The organism is Chryseobacterium aahli, from assembly GCF_022699665.1.
GTDB classification, from domain to species: Bacteria; Bacteroidota; Bacteroidia; order Flavobacteriales; family Weeksellaceae; genus Chryseobacterium; species Chryseobacterium aahli.
On sequence record NZ_JALDNB010000017.1, the window covers coordinates 1 to 20,473 of the forward strand.

The following is a 20,473-nucleotide window of genomic DNA, read 5'->3' on the forward strand; positions in this document are numbered from 1 at the left end:
AGACATCTTTTAAGGGTCGTTGGAGATGACGACGTTGATAGGCTACAGGTGTAAAGTTGGTAACAGCATAGCCGAGTAGTACTAATTACCCGTAGATTTATAGCCTAATTGGCAACGCTTAATTGCGCAATCAAGGTTCTCTCTTTGTGAACATTTTTATCGATTAAACAGTTGACAGTAAAGAGTTGACAGTTGATAGTATTATACCATCAACAATCAACCAAAAACTGACAACCATATACAACCTTTAGGGTGGTTTTAGCGGTGGGGCTCACCTGTTCCCATTCCGAACACAGAAGTTAAGCCCACCAGCGCCGATGGTACTGCGAAAGCGGGAGAGTAGGTCGCCGCCAGTTTTTTTAAAATCCTCAATCATTTACTTGATTGAGGATTTTTTTTGATATAAACTCAACGAAGTCAACTCCAAGTTTAACCTTCAAGGCTCGCGATGCGATGTTTCGAGATGTGAGATTTAGTTTAGGATAAAGAAGTTGATGGAAATTAAAATAGTTTAGTGTTTTGGGATGAAAACTTAGTATTCAAAGTTTACTTTTGAATATTCAAGATTTGATAACTAAATCAGATAATCCGTGCTCTTGCTCCGTAGGATCAATATCTGTGTAGAAAAGCTAATAAGATAAGAAATGCGATCCGTAGGAATGCTATCTATTCCTCATTTGTAAATGCTGCACAGAATTTACAAGTCGCTCCTCCGGAGCTTCAACTTCTCGTGAGCTTTTGTTCATATTCTTCTATTGACAGTCCGCCGCTCTGCGGCTTTTTTGAAAGTGAATATTATTATTGAAAAATTATTGATTGTTTTTTACAATTCGTTCCAAATTTTGATGAGAAATAATTTAATCTCCACTAGTCCTAAAATAGTGTTACAATATGTAATTTTGCGTAACCATCAACCATCAACCATCAACCATCAAGTAATAGTCTTGAAAATGAAAAAAAGATGATTGTTTTCACAGATAATCTAATTATGTTGCCATCCATAGCCCAGATCGAAACGGCATCCTTTTTTGTTATCCGGCAAAAGCACGGGCACAAAAAAGATACAGTGGAGAGCTGGATGTAGCTCCCAATAAAAGAGAAAAATTAATTAAGTACAGTTATATCTAAATATTGCATGATTGCTGATAACATAAAAAAAATTACCATCATTGCTGATGGTAATTGTGGTTAGTAGTTTTTTTTAGCCAAATTACTTTTTTATATCATCTATAATTTGTGCCTTTATTTTTCCGCTGTTTTTTAGGATTTTTATTTTAAAAAAACCTTCTTCATTAGAATTGTTGACGATATATAATTCATTAGTAAAATTGATTTTTGTGATAACAGAATCATTTTTTGGTAAATCTTTTACTTCATTTTTGCTATTAACATACTTTAGATTTTCAGTTTTAGATGTATTGTATAAAACTACTTCAAGATTTTCTTTGCGCGAATTTTTAATCTTTAAATTTTTTTGTGCAGGTATTGTCCATAAATTTCTGTAGGTATGTCTACCTCTTTCGAACGAAGATAAAAGAAAGACCAAAACAAAAATGATGGATAGTGAATAATAGTAAGAGCTTTTCATTGTAAAAGTTTTTAAGTTAATATTAATTCTATGTCTGATGATTTTTTTTGTAAAGGTATCACTGTGACTGTTGTAAAGCCCTACACTTTTGTGTAGATTTGCCTGATAATCATAAAAACTACACTTTCGGGTAGTATGGCTTTTGGTAAAATATGGAAGAGATCAATAAATTCTTTAATGATAAAAATGTAATCAATAATAGTTCACAGATTGATTACAATCAAATCAATGATTATTTGGAAACTGCTAAAGCATTTTCTAGAATAACCTATCAGAGTTTCTATATTATTGATTACGAGAAAAAATCATTTGAATATGTTTCCGATAACCCTTTGTTTTTATGTGGAAAGTCAGCGGATGAAGTCCTGAAATTGGGCTATGAATTTTATTTTAAAAACGTCATCCCCGAAGATTTGGAGTTGCTTCTAAAAATTAACGAAATTGGATTTAATTTTTACGAAAATATACCTTTAGAAGAAAGAAAACTCCACACAATTTCTTATGACTTCCACATCATCAATGAGAAAAACAATTCTGTTCTGATTAACCATAAACTGACCCCGCTGTTCCTTACCAATGATGGTAAAATATGGAAAGCGATGTGCATGGTTTCGCTTTCAAATAATCAGTCTTCAGGTAATGTTTTTATTAGCAAAGAAAATTCAGATGAGACTTTTGAATATGATCTAAGTGAACTTAAATGGATCAAGAAAGAAAAGAAAAAACTTTCGCCTAGAGAATATGAAATACTGAGTCTTTATGCTGGTGGGCTCAAGATCAATGAAATTGCTCAGAAACTTTTTATTACTGCAGATACTGTTAAATTCCATCGTAAAAAACTCTTTGAAAAAATTGAAGTCGACAATATTGCTGAAGCCTTAAGTTATGCTAAAATCAATAAATTATTATAATCTAAATTCTTTTATTCTTATTCTAAATTTTTCAATCTCAATTAAGTACATTACTTAGGGAAATATTTTTTCTGATTTAAATGTTTTTAGGTCTGATATTTGTATCTTTAGTACAAACTCAATGACCTCTATTTATTTATGAAAAAATTATTTTTGAAACAATCATTATTCTACACTTTATTTTTTGCATTATTACTTACTGGATGTAAGAAAGATAACGAAAAAATAGACAACCAATCACAAAGTACATCTTCAGGAACTTTATCAGACGAAAAGAAATCAGACTCAGTAGCTACAAAAACTGAAATAAAAGAATCTGTACCACCTGCAATGCAGGAAAACGGTTTTTACAATGCTTTTGCTATTCCGAAAGATAAGAAGCTAAGAGATTCTTTATATTCAATTTTTAGTAAAAAATATACCGAAAGGGAACGTTATGCAATTTTAGCACTCAACAGATTAGATTCTAAAAGTAAATGGAATTCTGATACTTTAGTTGTTCCAGCAAAGATTGATACTACTTTGATGGCGTATTCTCCCTTTCCGATGCAGCTTGATGTCTTGAGCGAAGTGAAAAAGTTTGTCGTTTTCTCTTACCCGATTCAGGCTTATGGAGTTTATTCAAATGGAACGTTGGTGAAATGGGGGCCGACAAGTATGGGTAAAAAAACAGCGCAAACGACAAGAGGTTTAATGTTTGCTAATTGGAAGAAGAAATTGGCTATATCTACGGTAAAAAGCGAGTGGAAATTGCCTTATAATTTTAATATTCATAATACTCACGGGATTGGATGGCATCAGTATGACCTTCCTGGCTATCCTGCTTCACATTCTTGTTTGAGATTGTTGATGAAAGATGCAATTTGGTTATACAGCTATGCTGATACGTGGATATTAAATCCAGGTGGGGCAACTACAAAAGCCAATGGAACACCGGTAATTGTTTTTGGTGACTATCCATGGGGAAAAAGAAAACCTTGGAGAAATCTTTTAAACGATCCAAATGCCAACAACATTTCTGTTGAAGAGATGACCAATTTGATCAAACCTCATGTTGAAAAAATGGTAAAAGAGCAAACCAATAGAGAAAAAGTTTCTGATTCTATCAAAGCATCAAAAGTGATTGAAGTTACAGCTCCAGCTGTAGAACCGGAAGCTACCAACTAAATTTTCTTTTCATGATGTAAGGTCGATTCTTCAGCAAACTTCCTGAGTTTTTTCATCTCATCTTTAGCTTTTATTTGTCCTATTCTTGCTGCAGCATATGTTGCGGCAATGCAGAACAGCATGACGAATGAAGCATTTAAAGCCCAAGGATATTCAAAACTTTTAATTTGTTTTTCAACGTAGTACATGGTAAAAAATGTCATCCAGAGAATTGAAAATAGAAAGTAGAGAAACATGAAAAATGTCCAGACCGAAGAACTTGGCCCGAAAACTCCTCTGATAACGGTTTGGTCATCTTCAATTTCTGTACGAAGAGATAATTGAGGCTGCCAATATTGTTTGTATACGGTTTCTACACAGATGGTAGCCATTTCTTTGTTAATGTTTCCTGAAAACTCACCTTTATGCTCAGCCAAATATTTTTTGAGATTTTCGGCATAAGCTTCTTTACTCAAATGGGTGTACATTTTGAATCTCGGCCGATTTCTTATTTTGTCTAAGGTGGTTTCTTCTGTTTGCATATTAATCTTGATATGGTATTGGGTCTTCTAATGTAAAACTAAGGCGAAGTTCCTGATTTTTTCTCATAATAACCATATTAATTGTTTTGCCTTCATCAGATTTCATCATTTCCATGATTTTCTGCAACGTCATATCAGCTGTTTTTCTTCCATTGATAGAGATAAGTTGATCGCCTTTCTTTAATCCCGCTTTGTCAGAAGGAGAGTCTTTTCTAACTCCGGCAATCGAAAAGAAAGGTTTTAGCACGAATTTGTATTGTAATGTATTACTTATAATTGTTGATTCTGCAGAATTGCTTTGTCTGTTTTTACTTTCAAGATTAACCAAATCTTTTTCCCACTGCAATCCATCTTGTTGAAAATCTAAACCACTCATGTTGAAGTGAAACGGGTCATTGTAATTTTTGTTTTTTCTCAAATATAATTTTTGATTTTTGTAATCAAAAACTGTCGTGAATCTCCTTAAAATATCTCCACCAATAGAACCTTTTCTTTCAACAACCAAATTGACATGTTGAATAGAAAATTCATCAGGCATTGCGGTCAAAGGTTTTTCAAATATAAAATCTCCCAAATAAAAATTGTGGATACGGCTTCTTTTGCCAAAAATATCGCCATTAAATCCTCTTCCTAAATAATCATCAATATTCGGTCGATTATAAACGAAATTTTTAATCAAAATAGGGAAGAGCCAAATGGCATCACTGTTTCCCATATCAATCAAAAGCTTTGAATTTTTTTTCTCGTTGGTCATTTCTACATCAGCAAAAATATAAGGTTTATTCCTTTCGATGGAAATAGGTAATTCATCAAATTTTTTAATTCTTTTTTTGAATAAATCATCATTGTTGTAAACTGTGATTTTTTTCGAACTGTAATCTATTGCAACAGGATAATTTTTAAAAAAATGATATCCAATAATACCATTGACAGGAATCCCGACGTGAGATGAAATATTAAAATCCTGATCCAAGATAATAAATAGAGTAAAAGAAGTATTGACAAAATGTTCTCCTATTTTGCCAATATTGTGATCAGATTTAAAACCTTCAATGCTAGCACTTCCTCCAAGTCCGGAAAATTTCATTTTTTCTAAAGGTGAAAGTTTTAATTCTTTGTTTTCGAGACTGAAAATGGTGGTTTCGGCAACTCCAGTGTCTAACATAAAAGTAAGTTCGGCACCATTTACTGTAATCGGAATGAAAATTAAATTATTAATCAGCTTAAAAGGAATGACTATTTTTTTCGCATCTTTTATCTCAAAGCTATTTTGAGCATTCGCAAAAACGCTGAACATACAAATGAATAAAAAATACATTAATTTCATCTTATTAAATTACTAAAATAATTGAATTAAAAATAAAAAACATTCTCAAATTGTTGAGAATGTTTAAAAATGATTAAAGAAATCCTTTTATTTTGAAAAGAATTCCATTAAATCGATATAATTTTTTTGGTTGACACCGTGGCCGCTCATGTATTCTCTGAAAGTAAAATAACAGCTCAAATCATACAGCAGATCTGCAGCTTTTCTTCCCCATTCCATAGGAATAATGGCATCGTCAGTACCGTGGGAAACGAAAAACCGAAGTTTCTCCAGCTTTTTTTTGTCTTTTACAATGTCTGTCAGCAATTTCTCTTCAGGATAACTGCTCAAACATGCAACATAATTAAAAAGATCAGGATATTTTAAAGCTAAGCTGTAGCATAAAATTCCACCCTGACTAAATCCGCAAAGATGTGTCTTATTATCCGTAAGTCCGTATTTGTTGGTGATGGCCATGATGTTCTGCAAAACGGTTTCCAATGCCTCCTTTGCCTGGTCGATGTCTATAAACTGCTCAGGATTATTAAAATCAATATCAAACCATGAATATCCTTCAAACTGAGTTTCTCTCGGAGCTCTGAAACTTACTAGAATCCAGTCAGCGGGAAGACTTTCTCTAAAACTAAAAAGATCCTGCTCATTGCTGCCGTAACCATGAAGCATAAAGAGAATAGGGGTTTGGGGAGTAATGTTTTCCGGCTCTCTGACGATGTAATCTAAATTCATATACTAAGAATCTATTTTTTATTGTTAAATGGAGTCGCTGTAAAAATTAATTTAAATCTAAGCGATTGATAGAGCAAAGATAATTAATAATGATTTATTTAAATTAAAAATAGTAAGTGTCATAATGAGAACAAACACAATGAAATTGCCTATAGGTCTTTTGTTGAATTGCTATTGATTGTATTTTTTTATTGGAAATTTTACATAAAAGTTATTTTTATATTGATAAAAATCCTATATTTGAAACATTAAAAATCTATTTGGAGAAATGAAGCAAATTTACAAATCAAAAAGTTTACATAGACTTTCATTAATGGTAGTCGCATTATTTTCTGTTGTATCTGTTATGAATTCTTGTAAAGATGATGACGAAGACGAGTTTCAAGATCACCTTGTACAGTTTGAAGCAAAATTGGTAAAAGGTACAGGAACAGCAATACCAGTATTTAAAACTATCGTTACTCAGGTTGGAGTAAGCCAAAATACTAATTTTGATACACCAGGTCTTGTTTGGGCAAGCGACGAATTTTTCGTAAACTCAAGCCAGTCTCAACTTAATTTAGATGCAAATGCACTTCTTACAAATGCAGATTCTCAATTAATCGTTACATTATACGTTGATGGTGTGGTTGCAAAATCTGACACCGCAACGGGAGTAGGAACAAAAGACGCCTCTATTGATTACAGCTTTTTGGAGTTGTAATTAATTTAAAAAATAAAATAAAAAAACCGCCAATCGGCGGTTTTTTTTGATATGGATTGAAATATTATATTGCTTTTACAATAAAATAATTCTTCTTTCCTTTTTGAAGTAATAAGAATTTACCGTCAATTAAATCGCTTTCATTGGCAGTATACACTTCATTTACTTTTTCTTTATTTACAGAGATTGCATTTCCTTTCAACTCTCTTGTAGCTTCACTTTTAGATTTTAAAAACCCTGATTTTTCAGAAAGTAAATCAACAATATTGATTCCTAAAACGTCAGCTTTTGTAACATCTTTCTGAGGTACACCTTCAAAAATTTCTAAGAAAATTTCTTCGTCAAGACTTGCTAAATCTTCAGCAGTAGATTTTCCGAAAAGAATTTTAGTAGCTTTCAAAGCTCTTTCATATTCCTCTCTACCGTGAACCCAAACTGTAACTTCTTCAGCTAGTTTCTTTTGTAATTTTCTATCGCCAGGATCTGTTTGATGTTCTGCAATTAAACTTTCAATTTCTTCTTGTCCTAAGAACGTATAGAATTTTATGAACCTTTCTGCATCACTATCGGTTGCATTCAACCAAAATTGGTAGAATTTATAAGGTGAAGTTTTCTTTTTATCTAACCAGTAATTTTCTCCGCTTTCAGACTTTCCGAATTTCGAACCGTCAGCTTTCGTAATCAAAGGAACCGTTAAAGCAAAAGCTTCTCCCTGTACTTTTCTACGGATTAATTCTGTTCCTGTGGTGATATTTCCCCACTGATCAGAACCTCCCATCTGAAGTTTTACACCATTATTTTGGTATAAATGAAGGAAATCATATCCTTGAATTAATTGATAAGTAAATTCAGTAAAACTCATTCCGTCAACACCAGCTTCTCCGGAAAGTCTCTTCTTCACAGAATCTTTCGCCATCATATAGTTGACCGTGATGTTTTTTCCAACATTTTTAGCAAAATCAAGGAATGAGATTTTCTTCATCCAGTCGTAATTGTTCACTAGTTCTGCTTTGTTGGTTTCATTTCCTTCAAAATTGAGAAATCTTGAAAGTTGGTTTTGCAGACAATCAACATAATGTAAAAGTGTTTCTTCATCCAAAAGATTTCTCTCTGCAGATTTCCCTGAAGGATCTCCAATCATCCCTGTAGCACCACCAACCAAAGCAATCGGCTTGTGACCGTGTTGCTGAAAGTGAGCCAAAATCTTAATCTGAATAAGACTTCCGATATGTAAAGAATCTGCGGTAGGATCGAACCCGATATAGGCAGTGGTCATCTCCTTATTCAGTTGTTCGTCGGTTCCGGGCATCATGTCAGAAAAAAGACCTCGCCATTTCAGTTCTTCAATAAAAGAGTTCATTATTTTTTGTTTAAAATTTAAGGTGCAAAGATAAGTAAAATATAGAATGTGAAATAAGCAGACTTGTTCTGCAACTAAGTTTAAATCTCTAAATTCAATTTCTTTAAATTTTTTAATTCTTTAATCTTTTAATTTTAATAAATTTGTTAGTAATGAAAGACGAACAATTATTTTCGCTCATCCAAAAAGCAAAAGAAAAAGATCAAAAAGCTCAGACAAAACTTATCAATGTTTTTTGGGTAGATGTTTTTTCTTTTGTGATGAAAAAAGTACATGACGAAAATGATACCGATGAAATCACTGTCAATGTTTTCTCAAAAGTTTTATCTAAATTGGATATGTACGATCCTCATTTTCAATTTAAAACCTGGATTCTGACGATTGCTCAAAATACAATTATTGATTTTTGGCGGAGAAAAAGCAGAGAAAATCAAGACCCTACAGAAAATTTAGATGAAGTAAAAAATCATTATGCAAAATCTCCTGAAGAACTGATGATTTCTGATGAAGAGCAAAAGAAAATCATCAAAACCATCGAATCTTTGGATGGTAACTATCAGGATATTATCAAATTAAGATTCTTTGAAGAAAAAAGCATCAAAGAAATTGCGGAAGAATTGGGGATTTCTGTCGCCAATACGAAAGTACGTGTCATGCGTGCTAAAAAAGTTCTCGCTGAATTATTGAAAAATAACGAGTTTGAGGATAATTAAAAAAGCCTTGTCAAGGTTTTAAACCTTGACAAGGCTCCCAGTCAGTATATTTTACGTTAAAAATAAACATCCTCCTTCGTCTGTGGAAGCGTAATTTTTCTCTGTTCCTCCAAGTTTCTATTTTGAAGATTAATTTTCACTCCTTTTTTAATAAAAGTTTCCTTTTTAGATTTTCCATACTCTGCAGTATTTTCAACTTCTTTTTCGAAATTAAGCTGCCCGGTTGAAAGATTAAATTCTACACTCGAAAAATATTCTTCAGGTTTTCCGTAAGTAGAATCATATCCAATCAGTTCAAACTGACCGTTCTGAAACCTGTATTTGTCGGTATAACCCCATTTCCAACTGCTTCCCCCTGCCTGAGTGATTTCCAAAATACCTTTCTTTATTTCCATATCTTGGTAAGGGTCTCCCATCATTCCGCCGCCTCTGCTTTCAAGAATTGCGTTTCTTGATTTTTCTAGGATGGTCCATTTTCCATTACTTTTTTTCAGAATCTGAAGTTCGCGGATATTTCCCAGATCAGTTGTATCTTTTGTATTGTAAACAATCACTTTTTCAGGGATTTTATCACCATCCAGATCATCGTCAACAGTTTGAATTATTTCAGAACCTTTCGGCTGAAATTCTTTTTGAGCAAAGCAAAACGTACTGAAAATAATAGATAGAAAGCAAAATGTAGTCTTCATAGGAAATAATAAGGTTTAAATTTACGAAATTATCTGTTCTATCAATGCCAGTCTTTGATTGTTTCGATAAAAAAATCCTTAACTTTGAAGTCAATTTTAGAAATAAATGGAGAATTTAGTTCAGGATACTACCGTTCAAAAACCAAAATGGATTCGTGTAAAACTTCCTACCGGAAAGAATTACAGAGAACTTCGCACGTTGGTTGATAAATATAAATTAAATACAATTTGCCAAAGTGGAAGCTGCCCGAATATGGGAGAATGTTGGGGAGAAGGAACAGCAACTTTCATGATTTTGGGGAATATTTGTACCCGAAGCTGTGGATTTTGTGGTGTAAAAACCGGAAAACCAATGGATGTGAACTGGGACGAACCTGAAAAAGTGGCTCGTTCAATCAAATTAATGAAGATCAAACATGCAGTTTTAACATCTGTTGATCGTGATGATTTAAAAGATATGGGATCAATCCTTTGGGGCGAAACAGTAAATGCTGTAAGAAGAATTTCTCCGGGAACTACAATGGAAACGTTGATTCCTGATTTTCAGGGATTGACAAAACATTTGGACAGAATGGTTGATGTAGCTCCTGAAGTGATTTCTCACAACATGGAAACCGTAAAACGTTTGACTAGAGAAGTGAGGATTCAGGCGAAATATGAAAGAAGCCTTGAGGTTTTAAGATACTTAAAAGAAGCAGGACAAAACAGAACTAAAACCGGATTGATGCTTGGTTTGGGTGAAGAAAAACATGAGGTTTTTCAAACAATTGAAGACATTAGAAATGCCAATGTAGATGTGATTACGATGGGACAGTACTTACAGCCGACAAAAAAACATTTGCCTGTGAAGAAATTCATTACTCCTGAAGAATTTGATGAATTCGGCGATTTTGCGAGAAGCTTGGGTTTCAGACATGTTGAAAGTTCGCCTCTTGTAAGAAGTTCTTACCACGCAGAAAAACACATTCATTAAAAATATAAATCGCTTCAATTTTTGGAGCGATTTTTTATGAAGGGGTAAAGTGACTGGAGAATCCTCTTAAACTTCTTTTATGAGATAGATAAATATGGGATTTAAAACCACCCCGTCTAAATTTTCACTGAAAATTTATCCACCCCTCCTTTGGGGGGGAATTGTCAATGTTCAAAATTAGCTTTCAACTTTATTCAAGTGTTTTTTCTTGAAAGCGGTCGGGGTTTCTCCGATGTTATTTTTAAATAATTTATTAAAATAAGAAAGACTATCAAAACCTACCTGAAAAGAAACTTCTGAAACGCATAAGTTCTGAAGCAATAGCATTTTTGCCTGATTGATTCTGTAATTGTTCACAAAATCTGTAAAGGTCATGTTGGTCTGTTTTTTAAAATATCTGCAAAATGCAGGTGTACTGAGACTTACCATTTCAGCAATCACATTTACGTTTGGATTTTTATCGTAGTTTTCGTTAATGTAATCGTAGATAGTTCCCATTCTGATTTTATCATTTAAAAACCATTTTACCCGTGTATCTTCTTTATTTAACTCTTTAACCTCATCTGATTGAGAAAGGATTTGCAAAACTTCCATTAAAGCGATGAGTGATTCAAAAGGATTTTTTTGTTTGATTAAATGAAGCTTTTTTGCAACGATTTTTTTCGTTTCTCCGAAAAAGGATAATCCGAGATAGGAGCGGTCTAAAAGTTTTTTAATATCATCAAATTCAGGAACGGGAAGAATCATTTCCTCCAAAAAATTTTCTTTAAGCTGCAATACAACCTGCTTGTATTCAGTTTTAATTCCGTAATCAAAATTCAGATGCGGAACATTCGAACCTACTAAAAGAAGGTCACTTTCCATAAAACCGGAAATATCTTTTCCTACATGACGAATTCCGTTGAGAGCTTCTACATAAACCAGTTCAATTTCAGGATGATAGTGCCAGAAAAAACAATGCTTCATAGATGGTTCGAAAATTTTGAAAGATTTACCCTCTTCAAATTCAATGATTTCTTTCTGGATTTTCATAAGGTTCTATTTTGATTAATAATTAATGCAAATTTATTTAAAATTGTCAATACAAAGCAATAATTAATCATTTCAGAACAAATAACAACCATTATTTCTTCCGAATTTTGCACTTTGAAATAGGAAGAGATGTTTGATAAAAGAATTTTGCCTTTAGCAATCGGTGGTTTGGCAATCGGAACGACAGAATTTACGATAATGGGATTGCTTCCCGATATTGCAAAAACGTTGCAGATTACCATTCCGCAAGCTGGTCATTTAATTGCGGCGTATGCTTTGGGAGTAGTGATTGGAGCGCCGATTTTAATTGGTTATTCTGTGAAATTTCCACCCAAAAAGGTGTTGCTTGTTTTGATGGTGATTTTTACCATTTTTAACGCTTTATCAGCTATAGCTCCAGATTATAATTCGATGTTAATTATCAGATTTATGTCTGGTTTACCACATGGAGCATTTTTTGGAGTCGGAACTGTGGTGGCATCAAGAATGGCGGGAAAAGGGAAGGAGGCATTGTATATTTCATTGATGTTTACCGGATTGACGGTCGCCAATTTAGCAATGGTTCCTTTGGTGACGTACATCGGACATGCATTCCACTGGCGTTGGTATTTTGCGATCGTTGGAGTGATTGGTCTGGCTACTTTATTAGCTTTAAAACTTTGGCTACCAGCAATGGAGAAAAAGGAAGACAGTCATTTCCTAGAAGAATTAAAATTCCTCAAAGGCAAACAGTCATGGTTGGTTTTAATAATTACGGCTATCGGTTTTGGAGGATTATTTACATGGTTTAGCTACATCACACCGTTGATGACCGTTGTTTCGAAAATTGAAAGCAGTCATATGGCGTACGTCATGATTCTTGCCGGTGGCGGAATGGTTGTCGGGAATTTAGCTGGAGGTTTTCTTTCAGATAAATTAGGTCCGGAAAAAACATGTGTGTTATTGCTGTTTTTGATGATGTGTTCTTTGTCAGGAGTATTTTTCCTTTCAGAATATCAAAGTGTTTCTTTGGTTTTAACTTTCATTTGTGGAGCTCTTTCAATGTCGGTTGCTGCACCCATTAATATCATGATGATGAAAGCTGCACCAAAAAGTGAAATGATGGCTGCCGCTTTTATGCAGGCTGCATTTAATATTGCCAATGCGATGGGCGCTTTCTTGGGAGGAATTCCTTTAGAACATGGCTTGCCTTACAATTATCCTTCGCTTGTGGGAGTGGGGATGACGATTATTGGTTTAGTGATCAGTATCATTTATTTTTATATGTATCGCTCATCAAATGTTGCCGAAAAGGAAATTATTACTGAATGTGTTACCTGTGATCAATAAAAAAAGAGAAGCAATTGCTTCTCTTTTTGTTTTCTAATCTTCAACTTCATTTCCGTTTTGGCACCAATATAAGGCGTTATACAAGTTTTCTTTTGGAAAAGATTTAAATTCTCCGGGCATCAGAACACTGAAGATATCCGTGAAATTTTGTACTCCTTCTTTGTCGGTTACAATTGCTGCACGATTCCATTTTGAAAGATTTTTTATTCCTAAAAGCGCATCCTGAAGCCAAGCTCCCATTGTAAAATTACTCAAATCTGTATCCAAATAAAGGAGATAATTTAATTCATCGAACTGTTCCACTTTATTTTTCACATAAGGAATGACAAGATTTTCAAAATCTTCTTTCGTAACATCGCCTGTTGCGTTGAATGCAGCTACATTTTCCGGTGCATCATTAATAATCGTGATCATAATTTATATTTTAAATGGTTTTGGTTAGCTTTAAATGATCAATAATTAAACCATAATTAAAGAATGAATGTGTTTAAGGCTCAATTATTGATTGTAATTTGAAAAATAATTTCTATGGACTTGAAATCTAACGAACCTTTCTGGCTTTTGAAAAATGGCCTTGTTTCTTCTTATCCATCTCTAAAATCTGATGAAGAATGTGATGTTCTTGTCATCGGTGGCGGAATCACAGGAAGTCTCATCGCCCATCAAATGATAAAAGACGGATACCAAACTATTTTGATTGATAAACGTGAAATTTGCAACGGAAGTACTTCTGCCACAACATCGATGTTGCAATACGAAATAGATACTCCATTGTATGAATTGATTGAAATGATTGGTGAAAAAGGGGCAGTAGAAAGTTATAAAGCCTGTTCAAAATCAATAGATGACCTTGAAAAATTAACCAAAGAAATAAAAGCCCGCTCGGGTTTTAAAAGAAAACAGTCACTATATTTTGCCTCGAAAAAGAAAGATGCAATTTGGCTTGAAAAAGAATATGACGCAAGAAAGCAAGCTGGATTTGAAGTAACTTGGCTCGGATTTGAAGATATTGAAGAAAAATTTGGTTTCCAAAATACTTATGGCGGAATTTTGTCGAAGCAAGGCGCAAGTATTGATGCCTTCAAATTTGCTCACGAGCTACTAAGATTTAATGTGAATAAAGGTTTAAAAGTTTTTGATAAAACTGAAATGAAATCGGTGAAATATTTGCGTGATCATAATTTAGCATTGACAACTGATGGGTTTAATATTAAAGCTAAAAAAATCATTTATTGTGTAGGCTACGAAAGTTCAACAATGATTAAAGAACATTTCGTTGATCTGAAAAGTACTTACGCTGTTGTTTCTGAAATCGACAACGATAAATTTAAAAATATAGAACATACGCTCGTCTGGAATACCGATGATCCCTACATCTATATGAGAACAACCGATGATGAACGACTTTTGATCGGTGGCGGTGACGAAGACTTTTCTGACCCCGATAAACGTGATTCTTTATTAAATAAAAAAGAAAAAGAGATTCTCAAAAATCTGAAAAGGATAAAGCCCGATTATCACTTTTATACCGATTTTGTCTGGGCGGGAACCTTTGGTGAAACAAAAGACGGACTTCCATACATTGGAACTCACGATAAATTTAAAAACTCGTATTTTGTGTTAGGTTTTGGCGGAAATGGAATTACTTTCTCTGTTACCGGAATGGAAATGGCCTCTGCTTTTATGAAAGGAAAAAAGCATAAACTTTCTGAGTATTTTAAATTTGGAAGATAGTTTTAAAATAAATGTTTCGGGGTTCGGCTTTGCCGAACCCCGAAACTGATAAACAATACTAACATTCACATCATTTCTAAAATATTATTTAAGTTTTATCTAGTGTCAGGATTGTATAGTTCATCCTGTTGTGATACTAGAGTTTGAATCTATCTAAAAATCCTGAATTTCAACCTAAAAACTATATCCGTTCTTTTTCGCCAATTCTACAATAGATTTTTCAATTGCTTTTCCTAAATCGTCACCTTCAGCATTGCCTCGCTTTTTCATTTCAGAGTCGATAAAAGTTTGTCTTTGCTTTGCCAGAACTTCAATTTCTCTCTGAATTTTATCGCGGTCGGCTGATTTTTGCGCTACAATTTTATTGATTTCGTCTTTGCTTTTTCCTTTCAGTTCAGAAGGTAATTCTTCCTCTCTGATGGACGAAATGTAGCTTTTATCTTTCTCAACTTTATCCACCAAATCCCAATGATCGTTTTTGTAAGCATTTTTCTTTGACTTACTTACCGCTCTTTCAACAGCATTTGAAGCTGACTGCATTTCAGCATTTGAATCTTGCGTAGTTTGTTTGCTTTTCATTTCCGAGCCACGGCTTCCATAGGAAATGTAGGTGTCATTCAATTTAGAGTTGTATTGAGAAATTTTCACATCATAAGGCGTTTCAATATAAATCACCTTTCGGTCACTGTCGATATTGAAGAATTTTCCGTCTCCAAGACTCGCTCCGTTTTGCCAGAAGGTTTGAATTCCCTCATCACGACTTCCGCAGAAAATGGTGTTGGTGTAAATGTTTTTTTTCTTTGCACCAGAAATTGTTTCTTTATAATTAATTTTTCCCTGGTCAAACGCTTCATTTCCGGCAATATAAATCAGCTTCATGCTTTTTTCGTTCCCGTCCCATTTCAGATTGGTTGATGCATCACGAATTACTGCACCGCAATATTCACTTCCGCCATTGGTTCTGAGGGCAAAAAGTTTTTCTGAAACCAGATCTAAATCCTGAGTAAGCGGAGTAACTTGTCTGATGTAATTTTCATCTTTCAAACCATCATTTCCATATTCGTAAAGGGCAATTTCTACTTGTGGGGCTTGTCCGTTATACTTCAAAGTGGTCAAAGTATTCACGATATTCCAAAGTCTTGATTTCGCCTGATCGATTAAGCCATCCATACTATTTGATGTATCCAAAAGCAATGCGACTTGAATTTTATTATCTTTTGAAAACGTTATTTGCGGCTCTTGGGAAATATTACTTTCCATCACTTCTCTGTCGTTGGCTTTGTTACTGCAACGAATATCAGAAATTTTTCCTGCGCTTAAAAAAGCAACTGTACTTGTTGTTAATGCTAAAAATTTTAAAGTGTTCATATTGTATGTTTTTAATGATTAATTAAGATTTGATTTATTCTAAAATTATCTGCTGTAGTACTGAATCTGCATGTCTTTAGGATATTTTACTTCATAAGAGAAATTGATTTTATCTGAAGTTCCGCTATTGATTTTTCTGTTCCAAAGGATGCTTCCGGTTTTGTCATCATAAATTCCGTTGCCGATTTCTAAAGATTTTACCGTGATTTTTGAATTTTCACTTAGAGGAAGCTGGTCAAGAATTTCCAGTTCGATATTTTCTTTCGTATTATTTCTTACGGTTATTTGATAAGATTCGGTTTCCCATTTATTTGAGTTCAGCGTTTTCTGTGAAGTTTTATCTTCAAGCTTGATTCTTTTAACAACAATTCTTTCATCAACACCCAAAGAAATCGGGAATTCTTCTTTTACATAATTGCTTGTGATATTGGTTTTTCCGATATAATTATCTTCAAAATAAATATTAGCTTCTCCCGAAATAAGATTTAAATTCTGCCAGTTTTTCACAAATGCCATTAAAAAAACCTGATTGTTCAGCTTCGGAACGGTGTGATATTTATACGTTGCATCTACCTCTTTTTTATCCAGAATTACATATTGCTCTTTTTCCTGACTTACGATGGTTTGATTGTATTTTAATTCATACAAAATATTCATCTGATTATCAGAAACCGTTGCAACAGGAATCTGGCTTGGTGCAGCAACTTCTGCTCTCATTTGATAAGAATTTGATTCAGCTGAAACTGCTTTTTTAGCATATCCAATTTTTACATCTTCATTATTATAAGCTGTATATTCAGCGACATAAAGCGGTGATAAAATAGGTCTGTTTTGGTTATAAGAAGGCTTGTAAGTGGAAACAAAAAGTTTCACATTATTCCAGTCTTGTCCGGTTTTTTGATAAATTTTTCCTTTGTAGACAATTTCTAAAGGTTTTTTAGTAGATAAAGCTCGCAAATCATAAGACGGAACCCAGCCTGCATTAGAAACGATATAACTTACGCCGAGATTGAGATTCATCTCGTTTTCAGCAAGAATTTCAAGAATTAATTCTTTTGTGTTGGTATTTTTATGAGTCTGTTCTTCGGCAAATTGTTTGTTGATTTTTGCAATGCTTTCATCAAGGGTAGTTTTTTGTTCATTCAGAAGAAAAGCCTGATTGTCGATTTCCAGCATTCTTTTTCTGTAAAATTCTGTCAGTTTAATCAGTTGTTCCTGTGGAGTCGATTTATCGTTCGTTGAAACTTTAAGATTATCATTAATGATATTTTGTTCGCCTGTCAGATTTTTAATTTGAATATTTAATAAATTGACTTGTCTCTGAAATTTTTTTCTTTCATCATCCAGTTTTTTTTCTCCATCCGTCAATTCATCATTTTTAAGATAATTGCTTTGTGGAGTGATAGACAAAAGGGTTGTGTTTTTCTCAAGATTAATTTTGTACGTATTTTCATCCAAATCATTCGGGAGATTGATGATTTTAACCACATTTCTTCCTTTTTGAAGAGTAACGTTCGTGCTTCCGAAAACTTTTGCTCCGTGCAAAAATACAGTAGCTTGTTTTACGTCGATTTCCTTTTTAATTTCCTGAGATTTAAAAAACGAAACCATAAACATGAATATAAAAATAGAGTGTCGCATTGTTTATTATTTTAAAGTTCTACAGTAAAATTACCCCGATTAGAAACCAAAAATTTGAAGACTTGGTGAACTTAGGTTTTCACTTGGTGAAAGTTTTCAGACAAAAAAAGACAGCCATTTCTGACTGTCTTTTCACCCATTAAAGAATTTCGTATCTTGTTTGGATGCTGAATTTCAGCTTAATGTTTTCGATGTTATCAAAAGCAAAATCAACACTTTGGTCGGCTGCTTCCATTTGTACGTTGGCCATTTTGCTTCTGTAGGCTACCGGCATTACAGAGTCGCTCATGTAGTCTTCAATTTCAGTGATTTCCAAAGGCGTTCCTGTTTTTTTACCGATGCTTTCCAAAAGATAATCTGCTTTTTCTTTGGCTGCTTTTAATGCATTGATTTTAACCGTTTTTCTGAAATCTGCAATTTTTGTGTTTTTAATTTCGGCAATATTCAGATTGCTTACCCATTTTTGATTCAAATCTTCAAAAAGCTTACTCACATTGGTTTTTGCATTTACTTTAAACTGAAAACTCTTTGTGAATTTTGTTGTTTTCGAATACAAATTCTGATACATCGATTTGAATTTGATGTCTTCATTTTTTACTCCGTTGGTTTTCAGAGTTTCAAATAAAAGCTTTTCGTTGTCTGCTAATTGATTTTTGTTGTCGGCTTTTATTCCAATGTTAAAAATAATTTCATCCGGTTCCACTTCCATTTCGGCAACTCCCGTTACTTCAATTGCGTTTTTTTTGATTTCCTGCGCATTCACCAAACTTCCTGCTGCAAAGATTCCTACTAATAAAAGGTGTTTCAATTTCATAATGTTTTATTTTAAATTTCTAAAGTAAAATTACCACGAATAGAAACTGAAATTTTGGAAACTTGGTAAACTGAGGTTTTCACTTGGTGAAAGAATATTTGCTGCGATTAACGGTTAATCTATCAATAGATGAAATTTTTCTTGTAACACATTCATCTTTTTATGGTTAACTGATTTGGCATTGATCAATTGATTATTAAATGAAAAAATAATAGAGCTATCTTCCTTACTCATCAATAATAAATGCTTTGAAATGTTGTGTTGGTTATCTTCAAGAATCAATTGGTTGTCAAAAGAAATATCATAATGAAATGCGGTCATCTTTTCCGAAGACTTTTCCATAAAAATCAAGTATTGGTCTTTATGAAAGAATACATATTGATATGGACTTTCGGAAGAAATGATCTGATAAGCTCCTTTTAATTGTATGGAATTAATTTTGTCATCTGTGTGAAAATTTTCATCCAAATACTGCATTCCAATTTTAATAAATACAATTCCTAAAATCACAATCTTTAAAAAAAAATTATACGGAAGAAATGAAGTTTGGTTAAGAAAAGTTTCTTTCGGAAGTTTAATAATTTTCAGAAAAAGTTCCCACCCGGTTTTTCTTACCAAAAAGATGCTCATTAAAAGTAAAATGAAGGAAAAGAATTTTACGGAAATATCAAACCCAATATTGATAATCAATATTTGAGTAAAACATATAATCGCAAATAACAATCCCAAAAACTGAAAACGTCTGAACAACAATAGAATTCCTGACAAAAATTCAATACATCCGATAATCGTGTTGTAAATTTTAGACGTTCCTATTGTACTCCAGAATAAAATATCTTTATCTAAGTTTCCAAATCTTGTGAACAGAATATTAGATTCAGGCTCCGGAAATTGGGTTTTAAAAATTTTGTCGATGCCATATTTTATTAAAATAATAGAAATGTATATCACACAAATATATTCTGTTGTCAATAAAAAACGTTTTGCCCATTTTTTCTTTATCAAAAAACTCAAAATCACCGATGTAAAAAGTAAAATAATGATTAAAACCAACATCGAATAACTATCTGAACTGTAATCTATTCTGATGATCTTTTTATTGAAGAAGTGTTCTAAAACCAATCGAGTAAAATCTTCAAATATGAAATAAGTAATTTTTAACTGCAAATCACTTAAAAAATTCAACGGAAAGAAAAGGATAAATTGTAGAAAATAACAACCAAGAAAAATAGTGAGTTTTCTTAAAATAATTGATTTACTACACATAATTGTAAGCTTTTAGTGATTTTTTCTATAAATAAATACAGACGCAAATACAGCGATGCTTAGAACTAACAAATACAATATTTCCTCTTTTGATTTGAAGCTATTGACCTCAGCTTTTCTGATTATTTTTTTCGTGGAAATTGGCTTGTATTCTTTCGTTTTCTTATCGTATTTTAGAAAAACGGTACTATCTATATCGTTTTGAAAGTTATAATTTTCTTTAAGTATTTTTTTTACGTTATCAATATTTTCGTTAGAAAAAATTGCATGATTATAAACGGTATCTCTTCCTGGTTTCCATTTTTCTGGGGTTTCGCTTCTTCGGGTTTTGCAATATGTTGAAGTTACAATGATGCTTTTTTTGTCGTCAATGATAATGACACTATCCAATTTTGAATTGGTTACATACCTTTCTGGCAAAACTCCAAGATTAGAATAATTTGTATTGTAACGGTCTTCTACAATACTTTTTTCAAAATATTTCATATCACCGCTGTGGCTTTTATAGGATATTAATTTGGTCTGAGATTGAATGTTAGAGCTGCACAATAACACGACAAAATGAACTAAATAGGATAAATTTTTCATGATAATTAAGTTTAAATTATACT

At 33.0% G+C, this 20,473-nt stretch carries 20 protein-coding genes and 2 rRNA genes; 9 read left to right on the top strand and 13 right to left on the bottom strand.

The genetic code is table 11. From position 1 onward, the window contains the following. Both MQX03_RS19950 and rrf read left to right on the top strand, forming a co-directional pair. Nucleotides 1-106: ribosomal RNA gene (locus MQX03_RS19950) — 23S ribosomal RNA — on the top strand; the annotation flags it as partial. 142 nt (nt 107-248) lie between these two features. Continuing rightward, nucleotides 249-356, top strand: a 5S ribosomal RNA gene (rrf, locus tag MQX03_RS19955). An 854-nt stretch (nt 357-1,210) separates the two neighbouring features. Here rrf and MQX03_RS19960 read toward each other — a convergent pair. After that, on the bottom strand, nt 1,211-1,588 hold the full coding sequence (locus MQX03_RS19960; RefSeq protein WP_242805354.1) for a hypothetical protein: 378 nt from the start codon (nt 1,586-1,588) through the stop codon (nt 1,211-1,213). A 152-nt stretch (nt 1,589-1,740) separates the two neighbouring features. Here MQX03_RS19960 and MQX03_RS19965 point away from each other — a divergent pair, with 152 nt between their 5' ends. Together MQX03_RS19965 and MQX03_RS19970 are read left to right on the top strand one after the other, a co-directional pair. After that, nucleotides 1,741-2,499, top strand: coding sequence for a response regulator transcription factor (locus MQX03_RS19965; protein ID WP_242805356.1), 759 nt, complete (start codon nt 1,741-1,743; stop codon nt 2,497-2,499). A 153-nt stretch (nt 2,500-2,652) separates the two neighbouring features. After that, nucleotides 2,653-3,666, top strand: a complete 1,014-nt coding sequence (locus MQX03_RS19970; protein WP_242805358.1) for a L,D-transpeptidase — start codon at nt 2,653-2,655, stop codon at nt 3,664-3,666. On the opposite strand, the gene MQX03_RS19975 is transcribed toward MQX03_RS19970, so the two are convergent. The 3 genes from MQX03_RS19975 to MQX03_RS19985 all read right to left on the bottom strand — a co-directional run bounded on the left by MQX03_RS19975 (nt 3,663) and on the right by MQX03_RS19985 (nt 6,240). Then, nucleotides 3,663-4,187, bottom strand: a complete 525-nt coding sequence (locus MQX03_RS19975; protein WP_242805360.1) for a hypothetical protein — start codon at nt 4,185-4,187, stop codon at nt 3,663-3,665. The two genes, MQX03_RS19970 and MQX03_RS19975, sit on opposite strands and share 4 nt — an antisense overlap. 1 nt (nt 4,188) lies before the next feature. Further along, complete coding sequence (locus MQX03_RS19980; protein WP_242805362.1) at nt 4,189-5,505, bottom strand: PDZ domain-containing protein; 1,317 nt, start codon at nt 5,503-5,505, stop codon at nt 4,189-4,191. A gap of 96 nt (nt 5,506-5,601) precedes the next feature. After that, nucleotides 5,602-6,240, bottom strand: coding sequence for an alpha/beta hydrolase (locus MQX03_RS19985; RefSeq protein ID WP_242805364.1), 639 nt, complete (start codon nt 6,238-6,240; stop codon nt 5,602-5,604). A 268-nt stretch (nt 6,241-6,508) separates the two neighbouring features. Between MQX03_RS19985 and MQX03_RS19990 the strand changes: the two genes are divergently transcribed. Beyond that, nucleotides 6,509-6,943, top strand: a complete 435-nt coding sequence (locus MQX03_RS19990; protein WP_129536463.1) for a hypothetical protein — start codon at nt 6,509-6,511, stop codon at nt 6,941-6,943. 64 nt (nt 6,944-7,007) lie between these two features. Here MQX03_RS19990 and tyrS read toward each other — a convergent pair whose 3' ends face one another. Further along, nucleotides 7,008-8,303: a tyrosine--tRNA ligase gene (gene tyrS, locus MQX03_RS19995; RefSeq protein WP_242805366.1), complete on the bottom strand. Its 1,296-nt coding sequence runs from the start codon at nt 8,301-8,303 to the stop codon at nt 7,008-7,010. Between the two features lie 152 nt (nt 8,304-8,455). Here tyrS and MQX03_RS20000 point away from each other — a divergent pair, with 152 nt between their 5' ends. Next, nucleotides 8,456-9,016, top strand: coding sequence for an RNA polymerase sigma factor (locus MQX03_RS20000; RefSeq protein WP_129536465.1), 561 nt, complete (start codon nt 8,456-8,458; stop codon nt 9,014-9,016). A 56-nt stretch (nt 9,017-9,072) separates the two neighbouring features. Here the strand turns inward: MQX03_RS20000 and MQX03_RS20005 are convergent, their stop codons facing one another. Beyond that, nucleotides 9,073-9,705 (bottom strand): hypothetical protein, encoded by a 633-nt coding sequence (locus tag MQX03_RS20005; RefSeq protein WP_242805368.1) that lies wholly within the window; start codon nt 9,703-9,705, stop codon nt 9,073-9,075. A gap of 106 nt (nt 9,706-9,811) precedes the next feature. On the opposite strand from MQX03_RS20005, the gene lipA reads away from it, so the two are divergent. Further along, nucleotides 9,812-10,678 (top strand): lipoyl synthase, encoded by an 867-nt coding sequence (gene lipA / locus MQX03_RS20010; protein WP_055983032.1) that lies wholly within the window; start codon nt 9,812-9,814, stop codon nt 10,676-10,678. A gap of 177 nt (nt 10,679-10,855) precedes the next feature. On the opposite strand, the gene MQX03_RS20015 is transcribed toward lipA, so the two are convergent. Next, on the bottom strand, nt 10,856-11,710 hold the full coding sequence (locus tag MQX03_RS20015; RefSeq protein ID WP_242805370.1) for an AraC family transcriptional regulator: 855 nt from the start codon (nt 11,708-11,710) through the stop codon (nt 10,856-10,858). 129 nt (nt 11,711-11,839) lie between these two features. On the opposite strand from MQX03_RS20015, the gene MQX03_RS20020 reads away from it, so the two are divergent. Beyond that, nucleotides 11,840-13,039 (top strand): MFS transporter, encoded by a 1,200-nt coding sequence (locus tag MQX03_RS20020; protein ID WP_242805372.1) that lies wholly within the window; start codon nt 11,840-11,842, stop codon nt 13,037-13,039. A 33-nt stretch (nt 13,040-13,072) separates the two neighbouring features. Here the strand turns inward: MQX03_RS20020 and MQX03_RS20025 are convergent, their stop codons facing one another. Further along, nucleotides 13,073-13,453: a SpoIIAA family protein gene (locus MQX03_RS20025; RefSeq protein ID WP_129536468.1), complete on the bottom strand. Its 381-nt coding sequence runs from the start codon at nt 13,451-13,453 to the stop codon at nt 13,073-13,075. A 114-nt stretch (nt 13,454-13,567) separates the two neighbouring features. On the opposite strand from MQX03_RS20025, the gene MQX03_RS20030 reads away from it, so the two are divergent. Continuing rightward, nucleotides 13,568-14,773, top strand: a complete 1,206-nt coding sequence (locus MQX03_RS20030; RefSeq protein ID WP_242805374.1) for an NAD(P)/FAD-dependent oxidoreductase — start codon at nt 13,568-13,570, stop codon at nt 14,771-14,773. A 174-nt stretch (nt 14,774-14,947) separates the two neighbouring features. On the opposite strand, the gene MQX03_RS20035 is transcribed toward MQX03_RS20030, so the two are convergent. The 5 genes from MQX03_RS20035 to MQX03_RS20055 all read right to left on the bottom strand — a co-directional run bounded on the left by MQX03_RS20035 (nt 14,948) and on the right by MQX03_RS20055 (nt 20,450). Continuing rightward, on the bottom strand, nt 14,948-16,141 hold the full coding sequence (locus tag MQX03_RS20035) for a vWA domain-containing protein (protein ID WP_242805376.1): 1,194 nt from the start codon (nt 16,139-16,141) through the stop codon (nt 14,948-14,950). 45 nt (nt 16,142-16,186) lie between these two features. Further along, entirely contained in the window at nt 16,187-17,782 is a 1,596-nt protein-coding gene (locus tag MQX03_RS20040) for a DUF4139 domain-containing protein (RefSeq protein ID WP_242805378.1), read from the bottom strand. A 139-nt stretch (nt 17,783-17,921) separates the two neighbouring features. Further along, a complete protein-coding gene (locus tag MQX03_RS20045) occupies nt 17,922-18,596 on the bottom strand; it encodes an SIMPL domain-containing protein (RefSeq protein ID WP_242805380.1) in 675 nt (224 codons plus the stop codon). A gap of 114 nt (nt 18,597-18,710) precedes the next feature. Further along, nucleotides 18,711-19,862: a hypothetical protein gene (locus MQX03_RS20050; protein ID WP_242805382.1), complete on the bottom strand. Its 1,152-nt coding sequence runs from the start codon at nt 19,860-19,862 to the stop codon at nt 18,711-18,713. Between the two features lie 12 nt (nt 19,863-19,874). Next, nucleotides 19,875-20,450: a hypothetical protein gene (locus MQX03_RS20055; protein ID WP_242805384.1), complete on the bottom strand. Its 576-nt coding sequence runs from the start codon at nt 20,448-20,450 to the stop codon at nt 19,875-19,877. Between the last annotated feature and the right edge of the window lie 23 nt (nt 20,451-20,473).